Annotated in this window: 13 protein-coding genes and 1 pseudogene; 7 read left to right on the forward strand and 7 right to left on the reverse strand. The window is 66.0% G+C overall.

Annotation, left to right across the window (positions count from 1 at the left end):
• From FV228_RS06865 to FV228_RS06880, 4 genes are all read right to left on the reverse strand, one after another.
• The coding region (locus tag FV228_RS06865) for an ABC transporter ATP-binding protein (protein WP_147853914.1) at positions 1-1,206 on the reverse strand (1,206 nt) is incomplete at its 3' end.
• On the reverse strand, positions 1,203-2,039 hold the full coding sequence (locus FV228_RS06870) for an ABC transporter permease (protein ID WP_147853915.1): 837 nt from the start codon (positions 2,037-2,039) through the stop codon (positions 1,203-1,205). The genes FV228_RS06865 and FV228_RS06870, both read right to left, overlap by 4 nt.
• Positions 2,039-3,025: an ABC transporter permease gene (locus FV228_RS06875; RefSeq protein ID WP_058192320.1), complete on the reverse strand. Its 987-nt coding sequence runs from the start codon at positions 3,023-3,025 to the stop codon at positions 2,039-2,041. Before FV228_RS06875 ends, FV228_RS06870 begins: the two co-directional genes overlap by 1 nt.
• Positions 3,022-4,605 carry an ABC transporter substrate-binding protein gene (locus tag FV228_RS06880; protein ID WP_147853916.1) on the reverse strand — a complete coding sequence of 528 codons (1,584 nt, stop codon included), beginning with the start codon at positions 4,603-4,605 and terminating at the stop codon, positions 3,022-3,024. Before FV228_RS06880 ends, FV228_RS06875 begins: the two co-directional genes overlap by 4 nt.
• A gap of 249 nt (positions 4,606-4,854) precedes the next feature.
• On the opposite strand from FV228_RS06880, the gene FV228_RS06885 reads away from it, so the two are divergent.
• Positions 4,855-6,417, forward strand: coding sequence for an ABC transporter substrate-binding protein (locus FV228_RS06885; protein WP_147853917.1), 1,563 nt, complete (start codon positions 4,855-4,857; stop codon positions 6,415-6,417).
• An 8-nt stretch (positions 6,418-6,425) separates the two neighbouring features.
• Positions 6,426-7,991, forward strand: coding sequence for a GMC family oxidoreductase (locus tag FV228_RS06890; RefSeq protein ID WP_187277661.1), 1,566 nt, complete (start codon positions 6,426-6,428; stop codon positions 7,989-7,991).
• A gap of 516 nt (positions 7,992-8,507) precedes the next feature.
• On the opposite strand, the gene FV228_RS06895 is transcribed toward FV228_RS06890, so the two are convergent.
• The gene (locus FV228_RS06895) at positions 8,508-8,882 is read right to left on the reverse strand and encodes a tautomerase family protein (RefSeq protein WP_147853919.1); all 375 of its coding nucleotides are present in this window, start codon (positions 8,880-8,882) and stop codon (positions 8,508-8,510) included.
• 58 nt (positions 8,883-8,940) lie between these two features.
• Positions 8,941-9,639, reverse strand: a complete 699-nt coding sequence (locus tag FV228_RS06900; protein WP_147853920.1) for a glutathione S-transferase C-terminal domain-containing protein — start codon at positions 9,637-9,639, stop codon at positions 8,941-8,943.
• A 115-nt stretch (positions 9,640-9,754) separates the two neighbouring features.
• Here FV228_RS06900 and FV228_RS06905 point away from each other — a divergent pair, with 115 nt between their 5' ends.
• The 5 genes and pseudogenes from FV228_RS06905 (at position 9,755) to FV228_RS06925 (ending at position 16,571) form a co-directional block, all read left to right on the forward strand.
• On the forward strand, positions 9,755-10,330 hold the full coding sequence (locus tag FV228_RS06905) for a TetR/AcrR family transcriptional regulator (RefSeq protein WP_147853921.1): 576 nt from the start codon (positions 9,755-9,757) through the stop codon (positions 10,328-10,330).
• A gap of 342 nt (positions 10,331-10,672) precedes the next feature.
• Complete coding sequence (locus FV228_RS06910; RefSeq protein WP_147853922.1) at positions 10,673-12,826, forward strand: hydantoinase/oxoprolinase family protein; 2,154 nt, start codon at positions 10,673-10,675, stop codon at positions 12,824-12,826.
• 180 nt (positions 12,827-13,006) lie between these two features.
• Positions 13,007-15,202 carry a hydantoinase B/oxoprolinase family protein gene (locus FV228_RS06915; protein ID WP_246693858.1) on the forward strand — a complete coding sequence of 732 codons (2,196 nt, stop codon included), beginning with the start codon at positions 13,007-13,009 and terminating at the stop codon, positions 15,200-15,202.
• 62 nt (positions 15,203-15,264) lie between these two features.
• A complete protein-coding gene (locus FV228_RS06920; RefSeq protein WP_147853923.1) occupies positions 15,265-15,774 on the forward strand; it encodes an acetone carboxylase subunit gamma in 510 nt (169 codons plus the stop codon).
• Positions 15,775-15,999: 225 nt separating this feature from the next.
• Positions 16,000-16,571, forward strand: a pseudogene (locus tag FV228_RS06925) (alcohol dehydrogenase catalytic domain-containing protein).
• Positions 16,572-16,912: 341 nt separating this feature from the next.
• Here the strand turns inward: FV228_RS06925 and FV228_RS06930 are convergent.
• On the reverse strand, positions 16,913-17,312 hold a 400-nt coding region (locus tag FV228_RS06930), incomplete at its 5' end, for a helix-turn-helix domain-containing protein (protein ID WP_281406473.1).

The following is a 17,312-nucleotide window of genomic DNA, read 5'->3' on the forward strand; positions in this document are numbered from 1 at the left end:
GGCCTCGGCTTTCGGCACGCCGTAGGCCATCGGGCCGCGGGCGATCGCCTCGCCGACCCTCTGGCGCGGGTTCAGCGCCGCGAACGGGTCCTGGAACACGATCTGGATGCGGCGGCGTGCGACCCGGAGCGCCTCGCCCCGCAGGGCCAGGAGATCCTGGCCCCCGAAGCGGACCCGGCCCGAATCCGGCTCGGCCAGACGCAGGATCATCTGCCCCAGGGTCGACTTGCCCGACCCCGATTCGCCCACCACCGCCACCGTCTGGCCGGCCGACAGCGTGAGGGAGATCCCGTCCGCGGCGACCACGCGCCGGGCCGGACGGAACCACCCCTGCCGCGTGATGAAGGTCTTGGAGAGCGCCTCGATCTCGAGCAGCGGCGGCGACGCCGCATTCGTCCTGCGCGCCGGGCGGCCGCTGCCATGCGGCACCGCGGCGATCAGTGCCCGGGTGTAGGGGTCGCGAGGCGCGGTCAGGACCGCTTCGGCGCTGCCCTGCTCGACGACCCGGCCGTCGCGCATCACCACGACGCGGTCGGCCATCTCGGCGACCACGCCGAAATCGTGCGTGATCAGCAGGACGCCCATCTGCCGCTCGCTCTGGAGGCGGCGGATCAGCGTGAGGATTTGAGCCTGCGTGGTCACGTCGAGGGCGGTGGTCGGCTCGTCGGCCACCAGCAGCGCCGGATTGTTGGCCATGGCGATGGCGATCATCACCCGCTGGCGCTGGCCGCCCGACAGCGCGAACGGAAAGCTGGCCCGGATCCGCGCCGGGTCCGGCAGGCCGACATCCTGGATCAGCGCGCCGACCCGCGCTCCGACCGCGGCGCGCGGCGTTTCCGGCGCATGGGCCCGTATGGCCTCGGCGATCTGCTCGCCGATACGCTTCAGCGGGTTCAGCGCGCTGAGCGGCTCTTGAAAGATCATCGCGGCCTCGCGTCCGCGGATGGCGCGCATCTCCGCCTCGGACGCGGTGGCGATGTCGCGACCGCGCAGCGCGACCGCGCCGCCGGCGACCGTCACCCCCGGCGGCAGCAGGCCCAGGATCGCATGGGCGATCATCGACTTGCCCGACCCCGACTCGCCCACGAGGCAGACGATCTCGTTGGCGCCCACCGTGATCGAGACGTCGCTCACCGCCTGGGCCCGGTCGGCGCCCCGCGGCAGGCTGATGGAGAGGTCCGTGATCGAGAGGACCGGCCGGCTCATGCGCCGCTCCGCCGGGCAAGCCGCGGGTTGAGCGCGTCGTTGAGCGCCTCGCCGACGAGGTTGATGGCGAGCACCGTCACGAGGATCGCGGCGCCGGGGAAGACGCTCGTCCACCAGGCCTGCCGGATGACCGTGCGGGCGGCGCCGACCATGTAGCCCCAGGACATCAGGTTCGGATCGCCCAGACCGAGGAAGCTCAGCGCGCTCTCGATCAGGATCGCGGTGGCGACCGTGAGCGAGCCGGTGACGATGATCGGCGCCAGGGCGTTCGGTAGGATGTGGCGCAGGACCAGGGCCGCGGGGCGCTCGCCCTGGCAGGCGGCGGCCCGCACGAAGTCCCGGTTCTTCAGCCGCAGGAACTCGCCGCGGGTCAGGCGTGCCAGCGGCGGCCAGCTGATCGCCGCGATCGCCAGGATCTCGTGAGCGAGCGACGGCCCCAGGGTCGCGACCAGCAGCACCGCCAGGATGAAGCCGGGGATCGTCTGGAACAGCTCGGCGATCCGCATCAGCACGGCGTCGACGAGGCCGCCGAACCATCCGGCCGTCGCCCCGATCGCTACGCCGACCAGCAGCGCTGCGAGCGTCGAGGCGAGGCCGATCGCCAGCGAGACCCGGGCGCCGTGGGCGAGGCCGGCGGCGATGTCCCGGCCCATCGTGTCGGAGCCCAGGGGCAGATCGGGGCTGAGCGGCGGCTCGAAGGGCGCGCCGACCATCTCCCAGGGATCGACCGGGACGAGGAGCGGCGCGAAGATCGCCACCGCGACCACCGCCACGAGCAGCACGAGGCCGATCACCCCGCCGGGGTTGCGCAGGAACGCCCGGATGACCCCCATCAGGCGGCCTTCGCGGAGGCGGCGATCCGCGGATCGATGAGCCGCGAGAGCAGGTCGGTCAGCATGTTGATGAGGATCACGAGCACGGACATCACGAGGAAGATCCCGAGCAGGACCGGATAGTCGCGCTGGCTGAGGGCCTCGAACACCAGCCGACCGAGGCCCGGCCAGGCGAACACCGTCTCGACCACCACCGAGCCGCCGACCAATGCGCCGGCCTGCATGCCGGCCACCGTCACCACCGGCAGGATCGCGTTGCGGATCATGTGGTCGCGGATCACGCGGCCACGGGTGAGGCCCTTGGCCCGGGCGGTCTTCACGAAGTCCTGGGCGGCGACCTCGACGATCGAGGTCCGCATCAGGCGGGCGTAGACCGCCAGATAGACCGCGGCGAGCGACAGGACGGGCAGGATCAGGTGCGCCAGCACGTCGCCGACCTGCCCCAGCGGCGAGAACGTCGTGCCGACGCTGCGGTAGCCGAAGGCCGGCAGCCATTCGAGCTGGACCGAGAAGACCAGCACCAGCATCAGGCCGAGCCAGAAGACCGGCATGGCGTAGAGCACCAGCGCCACGAGGCCGATCAGGGTGTCGGACCACCGGCCCGCCCGCACCCCCGAGAGGGTGCCGAGCAGGATCCCGGACCCGAGCGCCAGGGCGAAGGCCGTGCCGGTGAGCAGCAGGGTCGCGGGCAGGCGCTCCAGGACGAGGCCGAGCACCGGCCGCTGCTGCCGGTAGGAATAGCCGAGGTCGAGCCGCAGGACCCGGCCCAGATAGGTCGCGAGTTGTACCGGGTAGGGCTTGTCGAGGCCGTATTCCGCCCGGAGCTGCCGGAGAAGCGTCTCGTCCGAGGCGCCGGACTGGCCCGCGATGACCTGGGCCGGATCGCCGGGCGCCGCGTGGACGAGGGCGAAGTTCACGCTGGCGATGACCAGGATCACCGCCAGCGTCCGCGCGATCCAGGCGGCCAGGGCGGCTATCGTCCTCATGCGCGATAGGCCCGGGCGAAGGTGTCGTTCACGCCGCTGCCCGTGACGACGAGATCCTTGATGCGCTTGTCGGTGAAGGTCGGGAAGTCGAGCTCCGTGAGCCATGCAACCGCCGCGTCCTCGACCAGGATCTTCTGGACCCGGCTGTAGAGCGTCTGCCGGGTGGCGTCGTCCCGCGCCACGGCAGCCTCCTCGAACAGCCTGTCGACGTCCGGGTTGCTGTATCCGGAGGTGTTCGAGAACAGGATGCCCTTGCGGATGTTCGTGGAGATGTAGGAGCGCGAGACGCCGAGAGCGGGATCCCCGTACTGGTAGGTCCAGGGCGCGGAGATCTCGAACTCCCAGTTGCCGCATCGCGCCGCCCAGCCGCCGACGTCGATGCCTTCCAGTACGATGTCGACCCCGACCTTGCCGAGGGACTGGCGCACGTACTCGGCCACCCGCTGCCACAGCTCGCCGTAGGGCGGCACCAGGTATTTCAGGCTCACCCGCTTGCCGCCCGCGCCGGGCTTCAGCCCCATCTCGTCGAGGAGCGCCGTCGCCTTCGCGGGGGCGTACGCGTAGGTCTTCACGTCCGGCTCGTAGAACCGCGTCTTCGAGGAGACCGGGCCGGTGGCGACCTTTCCGAGGCCGAAGAAGACGCGCTTGCGCAGGGCCTCCCGGTCGATGGCGTAGAGCACCGCCTGCCGGAAGCGCCGGTCGTTCATCGGCGCGATGCGCGTGTTCATCTCCAGCCAGAGATGGGGGGCGTAGAACTCGTAGCCCTTCGTGGTCATGTCGAGGTTCGGGAGCGCCTTGAGGCGCGGCACGTCGAAGGCCTCGACGTCGTTCCACTGGGTCAGCTGGATCGTGCCGCTCTCCAGGGCGACGGCCCGGGAGGCCGCGTCCGGAATGACGCGGTAGTAGATCTCGTCGAGATAGGGTTCACCTTTGCGGTAATAGCCCTCGTGACGCACGAGGTGGATGTGGGATCCCTTGACCCATTCCTTGAGCTTGAACGGGCCGGTGCCGATCGCCCGGGCGTTGTTCGGGTTCTGCCGCAGGTCGGTGTTCTCGTAGAGCGCCTTGGAGATGATCGGCGCGGTCGTGGCGTCGAAAGCGTGCAGGAAGGGCGCGAACGGCTCCTTCAGCTTGAACACCACGGTGAGCGGGTCCGGCGCTTCGGCGGACGCAAGGCGCGAGAACGTGCCGCGCGCCCGCGCATGGGCCTCCATCAGCGCCTTCGTGACCGAGAACACCACGTCCTCCGAGGTCATCGGCGACCCGTCGTGGAAGGTGATCCCGGGAAACAGCTTGAACGTGTAGGTCAGGCCATCCGGGCTGCGCTCCCAGCTCTGGGCCATGCCGGGCTTCGGCGTCAGATCGAAATCGTAGGTGAGCAGGCTCTCGTAGATCTTGCCGCAGACCGTGAGCGTCGGGGCCTGCTGATTGAGCGCCGAGACCAGGATCGGCGGCTCGGGCTGGATCACGGTGTTGAGGACGCCGCCGCGGGTCTGGCCTGCGGCGCGCGTGATGCCGAAGGGGATCGGCCCCGCCGCACCTGCAGCGAGCACGAGCTTGGCGAAATCGCGTCGATTCATCCGGGACCTTTTCAAGCGGCTCGGATCGCCCCGGGGCGATCCGGCAATCCCCACGGCGAACTGGGGCCGTTCCAGCCGAATGCATCGAACAGGCCACTTCTGGTGGCGCGGATCCGGCAGCCCTCCAATTCTTGGGTGACGAGGCCCGCACGGTGCCCTCGCGGATCGCGCCGAACGCCCCTGGATCGGCACGCCATCTTTTGCTGGTATCCGGCTTGCTTAGCCGGCCCGGACACAGGGTGAATACGCATGAGACGATTCTGGCTTCCCGGGCTGATCGCAGCCGCGGGTGCGCTCCTCGCGCCGGCACCGGCCGGTGCGGAAACGACGGTGCGGGCAGTACTCGAAGCCGAGGTCGTCACCCTCGATCCCTATTTCACCACGGCCTATATCACCCGGACCTTCGGCTTCATGGTCTACGACACGCTGTTCGCGCCGGACGCGAAGGGCGTGTTCAAGCCGCAGATGGTCGACACGTGGTCGGTGTCGGACGATCGCCTGACCTGGCGCTTCACCGTGCGCGACGGCCTGCGCTTCCATGACGGCACCCCCGTCCGGGCCGCCGACTGCGTCGCCTCGCTCAAGCGCTGGGCAGCCCGCAGCGCGCTCGGCGGCCGGCTCATGGACGTGGCGGCGGGGCTCGATCCCGCGGACGACAGGACCTTCGTGCTGACGCTGCGGGAGCCCTACGGCCTCGTGCTCGACACGCTCGGCACCACGTCGAGCCCGACGCCCTTCATCATGCCCGCCCGGCTCGCCGCGACGCCGGCCACGACGCAGCTCTCGGAGGTCATGGGGTCGGGTCCCTTCGTCTACGACCGCGCCGCGCACATCACCGGCGACCACATGCTGTTGCGCAAGAACGCCGATTACCGGCCGCGTCCGGAGCCGGCGGACTTCCTGGCCGGCGGCAAGGTCGTGAAGGTCGACGCCCTCGACATCCGCATCATCCCGGATGGTGCGACCGCCGTCGGCGCCCTCGGCGTGGGCGAGATCGATCTCATGCAGTACGCGCCGTTCGATCTGATCGAACAGATCGAGCGCAACAAGAGCCTGGCGGTGATGAACTTCACCGGCCCGCACAGGTTCACGGGGCATTACCGCATCAATACGGCGGCCAAGCCCTTCGACGACCCGGCGATCCGGCGCGTGCTGCTGAGCCTCGTGGATCAGCGCGAGGTCCTGGACGGGTTCGGCCTGGATCCACGCTTCTCGCAGACCTGCGACGCCTTCTTCATCTGCGGCTCCCCCTACGAGACGCATGCCGGGACCGAGCCTCTGCGCGATCCGTCGGTGGCGGCGGCCCGAGCCGCCCTGAAGGCGACAGCCTACAAGGGCGAGCCCGTGATCGTGATGGCGGCCAACGATCTCGAGGCGGCGCGCGTCTCCTCGACGATCCTGGCCGACCGGCTGAAACAGGCCGGCTTCACCGTGGACCTCCAGGTCATGGATTGGGCGGCCCTGCTCGCGCGCCGCACCAAGAAGGCCGGGTGGAACGTCTTCGGCATTCACGCCCTCGGCCTCGACCTCAGCTCCCCGCTGACGAACTCGGCGATCAACTTCAATTGCAAGGATGCGGCGAGTTCCGGGTTCATGTGCGACACGCGCATGGTCGGGCTGTTCGACCGGTTCTCCCGTGAGCCCGATCCGGACAAGCGGCGTGACATCGCGGGCGCGATTCAGTCCGTCATCTACGGCGAAGGCCTGGTCGTGCCCTTCGGCCAATTCGCGCAGCCGGCAGCCTACCGGACCACGCTCACCGGCCTGATCCCGTCCGCCATCCCGCTGTTCTGGAACGTTGAGAAGAAATGAGCGCAGCCCTGTACGATGTCGTCGTCGTCGGCGCCGGCTCCGCGGGGGCCGCGCTCGCCGCACGCCTCTCGGACGATCCGAAGCGACGCGTGCTCCTGCTGGAGGCGGGACGCGACTGGCGCACCGGCGAGGCCCCGCCGGCCTTGCGCTCGGCCAACATCGTGCCGTTCATGTACGACCCGGACCACCAGGCGGACTGGCAGTGGCCCGGGCTGATGAGCCGGCGAACCCGCGTGCAGGAGCCCCGCTTCTATTGGCGCGGGCGTGCGCTCGGCGGCAGCTCGACGGTGAACGCACAGATCGCGATCCGCGGCGTCCCGGCGGCCTTCGATGCCTGGGCGGAACAGGGCTGCACCGGCTGGTCGGCCAGCGACGTGCTGCCGCTCTTCGACCGGATCGAAGACGACGCCGAGTTCGGCACGGAAGCCGGCATCCGCCGTGGCGGTCCGCTCCCGGTCTACCGTGCGCCGCCGGAGGCCTGGGGCGCGGTGGATCTCGGGCTGCGGGACGCAGCGCTCGCTGTCGGCTATCCCTGGAAGGCGAATCTCAACGCTCCGGAGGGCGAAGGCGTCTCGTGCAATCCGATCAACAGTCGCGATGGGCGCCGCGTCACCACAAACGACGCCTATCTCGAGCCGGCACGCGGGCGGTCCAATCTCGAGATCCGCGGCGGCGCCCTCGTCGATCGCGTCCTGTTCGAAGGACGTCGCGCTGTCGGTCTCCGCGTCCGCTTCGGGACGGGGCCCTGGACCGAGATTCACGGCCACGAGATCGTCCTGTGCGCCGGCGCCATCCATAGCCCGGCCATCCTGATGCGCTCCGGGATCGGTCCGGCCGCGCAACTCCAGGCCCTCGGCATCCCCGTCCTTCAGGCGCACGAGGCGGTCGGCGGCCATTTCATGGATCACCCGATCCTGCGGGCGACGATGGACCTGCGGCCCGACCACCGGGCGTTCGGTCCGGACGCACGGCACACCAACTGCTGCGTGACGTATTCCAGTGGTCTCGCCGGTGGAGGCGAGCGCGACATGATCCTCGTCGCGTACAATCACCGGGGCCTGACGGGTCCGGAGCCGACCCCGCAAGGGGCTGTCGGCGTCGGGTTGTACGACGCGTTCTCACGCGGTGCGCTGCACCTCACGTCGGCCGATCCCGAGATCAATCCGGTCATCGAGGAGAACATGCTGGACGATCCGCGCGATCGCCTGCGCATGCGCGATGCGGTGCGACGCCTCGCGCGCCTGATGGCACAGCCGGCTCTGGCCGACCTCGCCACGGCGATCCGGTTCGGAGAAAGCCCGCTCGCGATCGGCGAGGCCGCGTGCCTCCCGGATTCCGAACTCGATGCCCTGATGCTCGCCGAAGCCGGCGATATCCAGCACGCGGCCGGCACCTGCCGCATGAGCGGATGGCAGGACGCATCCGGCGTCGTCGACCCGGATCTCAAGGTTCGCGCGGTGGGCGGACTGCGCGTCTGCGATGCGTCGATCATGCCCAGTGATTGCCGGGCCAACCTGCATTTCACCTGCGTGATGATCGGTGAACATCTCGCACGGCGCATGGATACGCAATAATCTGTAGATCTACTATGTGCCGGATCTCATTGTTCGCTGCAGTGCATCGCCCACTGGGAAAAGCCTGTAAGTCTTACGATCCGCTGCGGTCATGGCGAGGCTTGGGGATCATCGCATCGCCATGACCGCATTGAACCGCTTCGCGCGCCTATCGACCGCCGAACAAGGGCTGCTTCTTCTCAACTGGAACGCCGACAGCAGCCGGTCTCTTTCCCGCCAACTTCAGTCGTACGGAGCTTGCCCGCTCAATGTCCGCTTCCGGGCAGCGTCTTAGGGGCCCGGAACGACTGGGTTGGGTCGCAGACGCAACGTCCGCTTCTGAATGCGGCTCCCCGGTCGGATTGCGATCCTCACAGGGATCGTTCGGATAATATCCGCTTACGGAACCTGGCGCGGCGCAACAGCGATCCGCTGCCTACGACCCGTTGCAGGTGTCTCGACAGCCGTGGGCGCTTCTCCAAACCGGTCATTCGTCGGCGGTCCCGGGGCTTCAGATCGAGGTGACGTCGGACGTCGTCACCATGGCTGACCGTCACCGAACGACCAGTCCGCCTTGTCGACAAAGACCATGTTGATCATGATATCGTCAGGTCGGATCCCCAACTTCGATTTTAGTTCGTCGGCGACGAAACGATAGAAGGCGAACTTGGTGTCCGTCTCGTTGCCGACGGTGCTCGTCACCTGGATCAATATGAAGTCCGGCGACCGGCTAAAGCCAAGAAATTGAGGATCGTATATAAGATTGTCTGCGGTGTGCTCGCTGACCACCACAAAGCGGTCGCCATCGGGTGCTTCGAGGACATCGACGATGCCTCGATAGACGATGTCTGCCACGGCAGCGCGATACTCGGGGGACTTCCCCTGGATCAGATCGATACGTGCAAAAGGCATGATGACCTCCTCGGGCAGGATTGCGGTCGGACCCCGGCCGGGACCGACCGCTGGGCGCTCACGTCCGGTTGTCGATCTCCGGCACACCGCTGCTCCTGTCCGCATAGGCAGCGACGAAGGCCGGCCGAGACTGCCAGCGCTGCCAGAAGGCATCGAGATGCTCGAAGCGCTCATCGAGCGGAGTGGCGTTTACCGGGAACTTGGAGAACGCGATGGCCGTCGCCAATGTGATGTCCGAGAACGTCGGCTGATCGCCGCCCAGCAGCCACGCGCGGCCGTCGGCGAGATGCCGGTCGACGAGACCGGCATGCGCCAGTGCCACCTTGCGGGAATGCTCGCCCCAGGCCGGATTGCTGGTCAGTTCGAGCTTCGGGCCCAGACCCTGATGCAGCACATGGAATGCGGTAACGATGGGATAGAGGATGTGCACCCACACCCGGTTGTCCCACATCTGATCGAGGCCACGCTCGTGCGCCGTCTCGCCCATGATCTTGCGGCCTTCGAACGCGTCGTCGAGGTAGCGGGCGATGGCGGAGGTCTCGCTCAAGTAAGAGCCGTCGGCGAGCGCGAGGGTCGGTGTCTCGCCCCAAGCGTTCATCTTCAGGTGCTTCCAACCCCGCTGCTCGCCGACCGGTGACATGTCGTAGACCGTCTCATCGAAGTGACCGGCGATGCCCTTCTCGTGCATGAAGATCCGCAGGCGCTGCGGGTTCGGGAAGGCCGAGGGTGAGGTGAAAAGCTTGAGCTTGTCGGACATCGTCGTCTCGCTTCCCTGAGGATTTTTGCCTGTCTGTCAGATGACAGGCAGCAAGCTAGGGCCGGCATCTTGTGCCGTCAACCCCTGTCTGCCATATGACAGGCGGAGGCTGAGAATGGCAGCGACGTTGAAGAGGGATGTGCGTGAGGCGATCCTCGTGGCAGCGAGGGAAGCCGCGATGGCCTATGGATATGGCGGCATCAACTTCCGCGATCTTGCGGAGGCCGTTGGCATCAAGGCCGCCAGCATCAACTACTACTTCGCCAACAAGGCCATCCTCGGCGAGGCCGTTGCGCGCCGCTATTGGGAAGACGTTGCCCGCGATCTTGAGGCTATTTCATCGGATGCGCAAAGCCCGATGGAAGCGCTGCGGCGATACCCCAGCATTTTTCGCCTCTCTCTGGAGCGCAACAATCGCATGTGCCTCAGCAGCTTCATGGCGACAGAGTATGACGCTTTGCCTGATCAGGTTCTGAAGGAGGTCCAGACCTTTGCAGACGTTAATACGGCCTGGCTTCGTGATCACCTAATTTCTGCAAAGACAGTTGATCCGAAGGACGGGGAGACGAGATCTCGCGCCATCTATGCTGCTGTAGCCGGAGCTCAGATCATCGCCCGAAGCCGTTCGGACATAAATCTGTTCGATTCGTTGATCGGTGGCTATCGAGAGGCGGGACTTCTGCCGAACTGATCAAAAACGCGCACGTAGACGAGGTCCGCTTCAAGGCATTGCAGACCATAAGCGGACAGGCAGAAATCCGCCCTATTAGGACATTTGTCCTCTTGCGCTATGTGTCGGCAATCCGATCGGCTTCCGTACATGAGCCGCCGCGGGCGCCAAATTTCAGCCCCGCGTCTGTCTTTCGGACGCCTGTCCGTGTTTCGGACGTTCGCGGACGCGGCAAGATGAGAGCGCGGTCGCGGTAAGATGATGTTCCCCTTAATAATTTGATACAGGCACTTTTGGCACGGATACTGCTGATTTCTGGATAGCTCGGCCCAACAGAGGCTGATGCGAAACAGGAGGAAGCCCGTGAATATTCAGGCACGGAACGCCAGAAGCGTACAGGTGCTCGGCATCGACGCCGGCGGTACGATGACGGACACATTCTTCGTCGATGCGGACGGCGACTTCGTCGTCGGAAAGGCCCAGAGCACCCCGCAGAACGAAGCGCTCGGACTCATCGCGTCGAGCGAGGACGGTCTAACCGCCTGGGGGCTTTCCCTCGACGAAGGGCTCCAGGGCCTTCAGACCGGCGTCTATTCCGGAACGGCCATGCTGAACCGGGTTGTCCAGCGCAAAGGGCTGCGCTGCGGCCTGATCGTCAATCGCGGGATGGAAGACTTCCACCGCATGGGCCGCGCGGTGCAGTCGCATCTCGGCTACGCCTACGAAGACCGGATCCACCTCAACACGCATCGCTACGATCCCCCCCTCGTCCCACGCCAGCTGACGCGCGGCGTGATCGAGCGGATCGACATGTTCGGAACGGTAGTGATCCCGCTGCGGGAGGACAGCGTCCGCGAGGCCGCCCAGGACCTGATCGCCGCCGGCGTCGAGGGCATCGCTATCAGCCTCCTACATTCCTACAAAAACCCCGACCACGAACGCCGGACGCGCGACATCGTCATCGAGGAAATCGCCAAGAGCGGCAACACGATCCCAGTTTTCGCCTCGGCGGATTACTATCCGGTCCGCAAAGAAACCCACCGGACCAACACGACCATCCTTGAGGGCTACGCCGCGGAGCCGTCGCGCCAAACTCTCAAGAAGATTTCCGATGCCTTCAAGGAACACGGCACCAAGTTCGACTTCCGCGTCATGGCGACCCACGGCGGTACCATTTCCTGGAAGGCCAAGGAGCTCGCCCGTACCATCGTCTCGGGGCCAATCGGCGGGGTGATCGGCGCCAAGTACCTCGGCGAGGTGCTGGGCTACAACAACATCGCCTGCTCCGACATCGGCGGCACCTCGTTCGACGTGGCGCTGATCACGCAGGGCGAACTGACGATCAAGAACGACCCGGACATGGCCCGGCTCGTCCTCTCGCTGCCCCTCGTCGCCATGGATTCGGTGGGCGCTGGCGCAGGATCCTTCATCCGCCTCGATCCCTACACCAAGGCGATCAAGCTTGGCCCGGACTCCGCCGGATACCGCGTCGGCGTATGCTGGAAGGAGAGCGGCATCGAGACTGTGACGATCTCCGACTGCCACATGGTGCTCGGCTATCTCAATCCCGACAATTTCCTGGGGGGAGCCATCACCCTTGATCGCCAGCGCTCGGTGGACGCCATCAAAATACAGCTGGCCGACCCGCTCGGGCTGTCGGTGGAAGACGCGGCGGCCGGCGTCATCGAACTGCTGGACTCCGACCTACGCGATTACCTGCGGGCGATGATCTCCGGCAAGGGCTACAGCCCACAGAGCTTCGTGTGCTTCTCCTATGGCGGGGCCGGGCCGGTCCACACATACGGCTATACCGAGGGCCTCGGCTTCGAGGACGTCATCGTGCCCGCTTGGGCGGCCGGCTTCTCCGCGTTCGGATGCGCCGCCGCCGACTTCGAGTACCGCTACGACAAGTCCCTCGACATCAACCTTGCGCCCGATGCCCCGGCCGAGCAGCGCGAACAGGCGTCGAAGACCCTCCAGTCCGCGTGGGAGGAACTCACCCACAACGTCCTCGAGGAGTTCAAGCTGAACGGCTACGACGCCGACCAAGTCAAACTGCAGCCCGGCTACCGGATGCAGTATCGCGGTCAGCTCAACGATCTCGAGATCGAGTCCCCATTGCCAGTGGTCGCGACGGCCGAGGATTGGGAACGCATCGTCGACGCATTCAACACCACTTACGGGCGTGTCTACGCCGCCTCCGCCCGCTCGCCCGAACTCGGCTTCTCGGTCACCGGCGCCATCATGCGGGGGAGCGTGCCCATTCCCAAGCCCAAGATCCCGAAGGAGCCGCTCGAGGGCGCAACTGCGCCATCTGACGCCTTCCTCGGCACGCGCAAGTTCTATCGCAAGAAGCGGTGGGTCGACGCCCAGCTCTACCGGATGGAGTCCCTGCGCCCGGGCAACCGCGTCACCGGGCCGGCCATCATCGAATCCGACGCCACGACCTTCGTTGTCCCGGACGGTTTCGAGACCTTCCTCGACGGGCACCGCCTCTTCCACCTCAAGGAAGTCTGATCGCAGCCCTTACTCAATCGATACGGACAAGGATCATCCTGATGAACGTCAATATTCGAGCACAGGCTGCCGAGGGCGCGTCCCGTGGGATCGTGCGCGGCGGCGAGACCCTGAAGCAGCACCGCGATCGCCTCATGGAGGCGACGAAGCGTACAGAAGTGTTACGCCGGCCTCGAAAAGATGGACCTGCGCGACAGCCAGCCCATCCTGTACAACAAGCTGTTCTCGCGTCTGCGCGCCGGCGTCGTTGATGCCCGTGAGACAGCCAAGAAGATAGCCGCCTCGCCGATTGTCGAGCAGGAGGGCGAACTCTGCTTCACTCTCTACAACGCGGCGGGCGACTCGATCCTCACCTCCACCGGCATCATCATCCACGTCGGCACCATGGGCGCGGCGATCAAGTACATGATCGAGAACGACTGGGAATCGAACCCGGGCGTCAAGGACAAGGACATCTTTTGCAACAACGATTCCCTCATCGGCAACGTCCACCCGTGCGACATCCATACCATCGTACCGATTTTCTGGCAGGGTGAGCTGATCGGCTGGGTCGGCGGAGTCACGCACGTCATCGACACGGGCTCGGTCGGCCCCGGATCGATGTCGACGGGCCAGGTGCAGCGCTTCGGCGACGGCTACTCGATCACCTGCCGCAAGGTCGGCGCCGACGACACGCTGTTCCGCGACTGGCTGCACGAGAGCCAGCGCATGGTGCGCACCACCCGGTACTGGATGCTCGACGAGCGCACCCGGATCGCCGGCTGCCACATGATCCGCAAGCTGGTGGAGGAAGTCGTCGCCGAGGAAGGCATCGAGAACTACTGGAAGTTCGCTTACGAAGCCATCGAGCACGGCCGCCTCGGCCTGCAGGCCCGCATCAAGGCGATGACCATTCCAGGCATCTACCGGCAGGTCGGGTTCGTGGACGTGCCCTATGCGCACGAGGACGTCCGCGTCCCGTCGGACTTCGCCAAGCTCGATACGATCATGCACGCCCCGTCCGAGATCACGATCCGGGCCGACGGGACGTGGCGGCTCGACTTCGAAGGCGCGAGCCGCTGGGGCTGGCACACCTACAACGCCCACCAGGTCAGCTTTACCTCGGGCATATGGGTGATGATGACCCAGACGCTGATCCCGTCCGAGATGATCAACGACGGGGCGGCCTACGGCACCGAGTTCCGCTTGCCGAAGGGCACGTGGATGAACCCCAACGACCGGCGGGTCGCCTTCTCGTATGCCTGGCACTTCCTCGTCTCGGCCTGGACGCCGCTGTGGCGAGGCCTGTCACGGTCCTATTTCGGGCGGGGCTACCTCGAGGAGGTCAACGCCGGCAACGCCAACACGTCGAACTGGCTCCAGGGCGGCGGCTTCAACCAGTACGACGAGATCCACGCCGTCAACTCGTTCGAGTGCGCCGCCAACGGTACCGGGGCCACGGCGGTCCAGGACGGCCTGAGCCACGCGGCCGCCATCTGGAATCCGGAAGGCGACATGGGCGACATGGAAATCTGGGAACTCGCCGAGCCGCTCCTCTACCTCGGTCGCGAGATCAAGCCGAACTCGGGCGGCGCCGGCAAGTATCGGGGCGGCTGCGGCTTCGAGACCTTGCGCCTGGTCTGGAACGCCAAGGACTGGACGATGTTCTTCATGGGCAACGGCCACATGTCCTCGGATTGGGGTCTGATGGGCGGCTATCCTGCTGCGTCCGGTTATCGGTTCGCCGCCCATAAGACCGACCTGAAGGACCTCATCGCCAAGGGTGCGCCGCTGCCTCTGGGTGGCGACACCGATCCCGAGAACCCGCTCTGGGACAGCCTTCTCGGCAAGGACGCGGTGATCAAGCGCGACAAGCAGGCGATCACCACGGAGGAGATGTTCCACGATTACGACCTGTACCTCAACACGATGAAGGGCGGCCCCGGCTTCGGCGACCCCCTCGATCGCGAGCCGTTGAGCGTCGTCTCCGACATGAACGAAGGCTACCTCCTCGAACGCTTCGCCGCCCAGGTCCACGGCGTGGTGACGACGAAGGGCGCCGACGGAGTCTTCGCCCTGGACGAGGCCGCCACGCGCGCCATGCGCCAGGACATCCGCAAGGCGCGCATCGCCAAGTCCGTGCCGACCCGCGACTGGATGAAGGTCGAACGCGAGAAGATCCTCGCCAAGGACGCGGGCGACCACGTCAAGCAGATGTTCGCGGCGTCGTTCAAACTCGGGCCAAAGTTCCTGGCTGATTTCAAGTCGTTCTGGGACTTACCCGAAGACTGGCAGATCCTCGAAGAGGAAATCGGCATACCGCACTACGGCTCCCATTATCACATGGACGTCTCCGAGCTTCCGGACGTCAAGACCGTTCAGTTCGTCGAAGAATAGACCCGATCCCGCGCCCGCCCTCCGGCCGGCGCCCCTTCCTCCTGAGACCAACGAGGACACCCATGGCCTACACACGCGCCAAGATCGCCGACCTCATCGACGGCAAGATCGATCACGACACGCTCCACCAGATGCTCGCCTCGCCCAAGGATCCGGAACGGTTTTCGACCTATCTGGAGATCCTCCAGGAACGCGTGAACTGGGACGACCGCATCATCCTGCCGCTCGGACCGAAGCTCTACATCGTCCAACTGGGTACGACCAAGGAGTGGAAGGTTCGCTGCGAATGCGGCCACGATTTCTGCGGATGGAAAGAAAACTGGAAGCTCTTCGCGAAAATAAACATCCGCGACACGGCTGAAAAGCTCGAAGAGATCTATCCGCGCCTGATGGCCCAGACCCCGTCCTGGCAGGTTCTTCGAGAATATTACTGCCCGGAATGCGGCACCCTCCACGACGTCGAGGCGCCGACCCCCTGGTACCCGGTGATCCGTGATTTCGAACCGGACATCGACACGTTCTACAAGGAGTGGATCGGAATTCCGGTGCCGGAGCGCGCTGAAGCGGCCTGACGCGGATCGACACCGAGGGTGTCCCACGTCCCTCGGTCACGGCCAGTCCTACTCCGAGCGCGACGCGAGTTTCGATAGCGGCGCCGAGGTCCGCCTGGGCGCGACACGTTACATCCGCGGGCCGGGTCGGCGTCCCGCGGATGTCATCGTCATGATATCTATAAATCCCGATTGTCTAGCAACAATATTCTCTTCAGCGAGATCCGATCGAATGGAGTTTTCATCATGGCAACAAGAATGAAAGCTGCGATCTTCGTCGAAAAGGAGCGCATCGTCCTAGATGATAAACCCGTACCGGAGATCGGTCCGCTGGACGTCCTTCTCAAGATGACCACCCCGACGATCTGCGGAACGGATGTCGATATCCTCAAGGGGGAGTATCCCGTCGAACGGGGATTGACGGTCGGCCACGAGCCGGTGGGTATCGTCGAAAGGCTTGGCTCCGGCGTCACGGGCTTCAAGGAGGGGCAGCGCGTCATCGCCGGCGCCATCACGCCCTCCGGCTGGAGCAACGCCTGCCAATGCGGGTGCGGGGCCCAGGTCTAGGTTTTTATTCCTTCGATCTGAAAATCCCCCTTGACGCGTTTGCGGCCGGCTTGGGAAACACGTCGATCCGCACATCTCTGTGCCCCGGTGGGAAGGAGCGCATGCGCCGGATGCTCGCCGTCGTCGCTTCGGGGCGGGCTGACCTGTCAGGGCTCGTGACGCACTGGTTCAAGCTGGACCAGATCGAAGCGGCCTACGATCTCTTCGCAAACCAGCGCGACGGGGTCCTGAAGGTCGCCATCGGCGTGTAGGCATCGACTCGACGGCGACGAAGAAGTTCGGCCGGTGGGACCTGGGGCCGTTCACCGTCGCGTCCAAGGATCTGCCGACGCCCTTTCCGACCTATCCTCCCCACGGTCATAGCGCCGCCGGAGGCCTGATCAGCTACGAGTTCGGTCGCGTCACCCTGCACGCCTACCCGACGCGCGATATGGCCGAGCGAGTCTATGGCAGGCGGCATATGGGCGGCTGGACCAGCGTCGTAGCTCGGCTGAGCGTCGGGAGAACCTGCGCCGTTCATCCCGGCCGTGAGCCTCCCCATTCCGCCGAGGGGAGCGGAGAACAGCGCTTGGTTCCCGGTTGAGCTTCGGCCTTACGCGCCGCCCGGCATGCGAGGGTAGCCGTATTCCGCCAGGCGCACGTAGAGGGTGGATCGGGCGATACCGAGGCGCCGCGCAGCCAGTGTGAGGTTGCCTCCGCACGCGTCGACCTGCGCCAGGATCGCCGAGCGCTCCGCCGCCTTGAGGGCGATCCCCTGCACGGTGCCGGTCTTCGGCGGCAGGGAGAGGATGGGTCCGACCCGATCGGGCGCCTTCAGAAGTTCCGGCGGCAGGTCGGCCTCCGTCAAGCGATCGTCCGACAGCGAGAGGGCGACCATGGCGTCGACGACGTTGCGCAGTTCGCGGACGTTGCCGGGCCATCGGTAGGCCGTGAAGGCCGCCAGCACCGCCGCGTCGAAGCGGGGAGCCGGCCGGTCGAGGCGGGTGGCCGCC

Source organism: Methylobacterium sp. WL18, assembly GCF_008040015.1.
Lineage (GTDB): Bacteria > Pseudomonadota > Alphaproteobacteria > Rhizobiales > Beijerinckiaceae > Methylobacterium > Methylobacterium mesophilicum.

Excerpts from the sequence above, each read along its gene's own strand:
- FV228_RS06870 (WP_147853915.1), bottom strand. The coding sequence starts at position 2,039 with ATGGGGGTCATCCGGGCGTTCCTGCGCAACCCCGGCGGGGTGATCGGC.
- FV228_RS06875 (WP_058192320.1), bottom strand. The coding sequence starts at position 3,025 with ATGAGGACGATAGCCGCCCTGGCCGCCTGGATCGCGCGGACGCTGGCG.
- FV228_RS06880 (WP_147853916.1), bottom strand. The coding sequence starts at position 4,605 with ATGAATCGACGCGATTTCGCCAAGCTCGTGCTCGCTGCAGGTGCGGCG.
- FV228_RS06885 (WP_147853917.1), top strand. The coding sequence starts at position 4,855 with ATGAGACGATTCTGGCTTCCCGGGCTGATCGCAGCCGCGGGTGCGCTC.
- FV228_RS06895 (WP_147853919.1), bottom strand. The coding sequence starts at position 8,882 with ATGCCTTTTGCACGTATCGATCTGATCCAGGGGAAGTCCCCCGAGTAT.
- FV228_RS06900 (WP_147853920.1), bottom strand. The coding sequence starts at position 9,639 with ATGTCCGACAAGCTCAAGCTTTTCACCTCACCCTCGGCCTTCCCGAAC.
- FV228_RS06905 (WP_147853921.1), top strand. The coding sequence starts at position 9,755 with ATGGCAGCGACGTTGAAGAGGGATGTGCGTGAGGCGATCCTCGTGGCA.
- FV228_RS06915 (WP_246693858.1), top strand. The coding sequence starts at position 13,007 with ATGGACCTGCGCGACAGCCAGCCCATCCTGTACAACAAGCTGTTCTCG.
- FV228_RS06920 (WP_147853923.1), top strand. The coding sequence starts at position 15,265 with ATGGCCTACACACGCGCCAAGATCGCCGACCTCATCGACGGCAAGATC.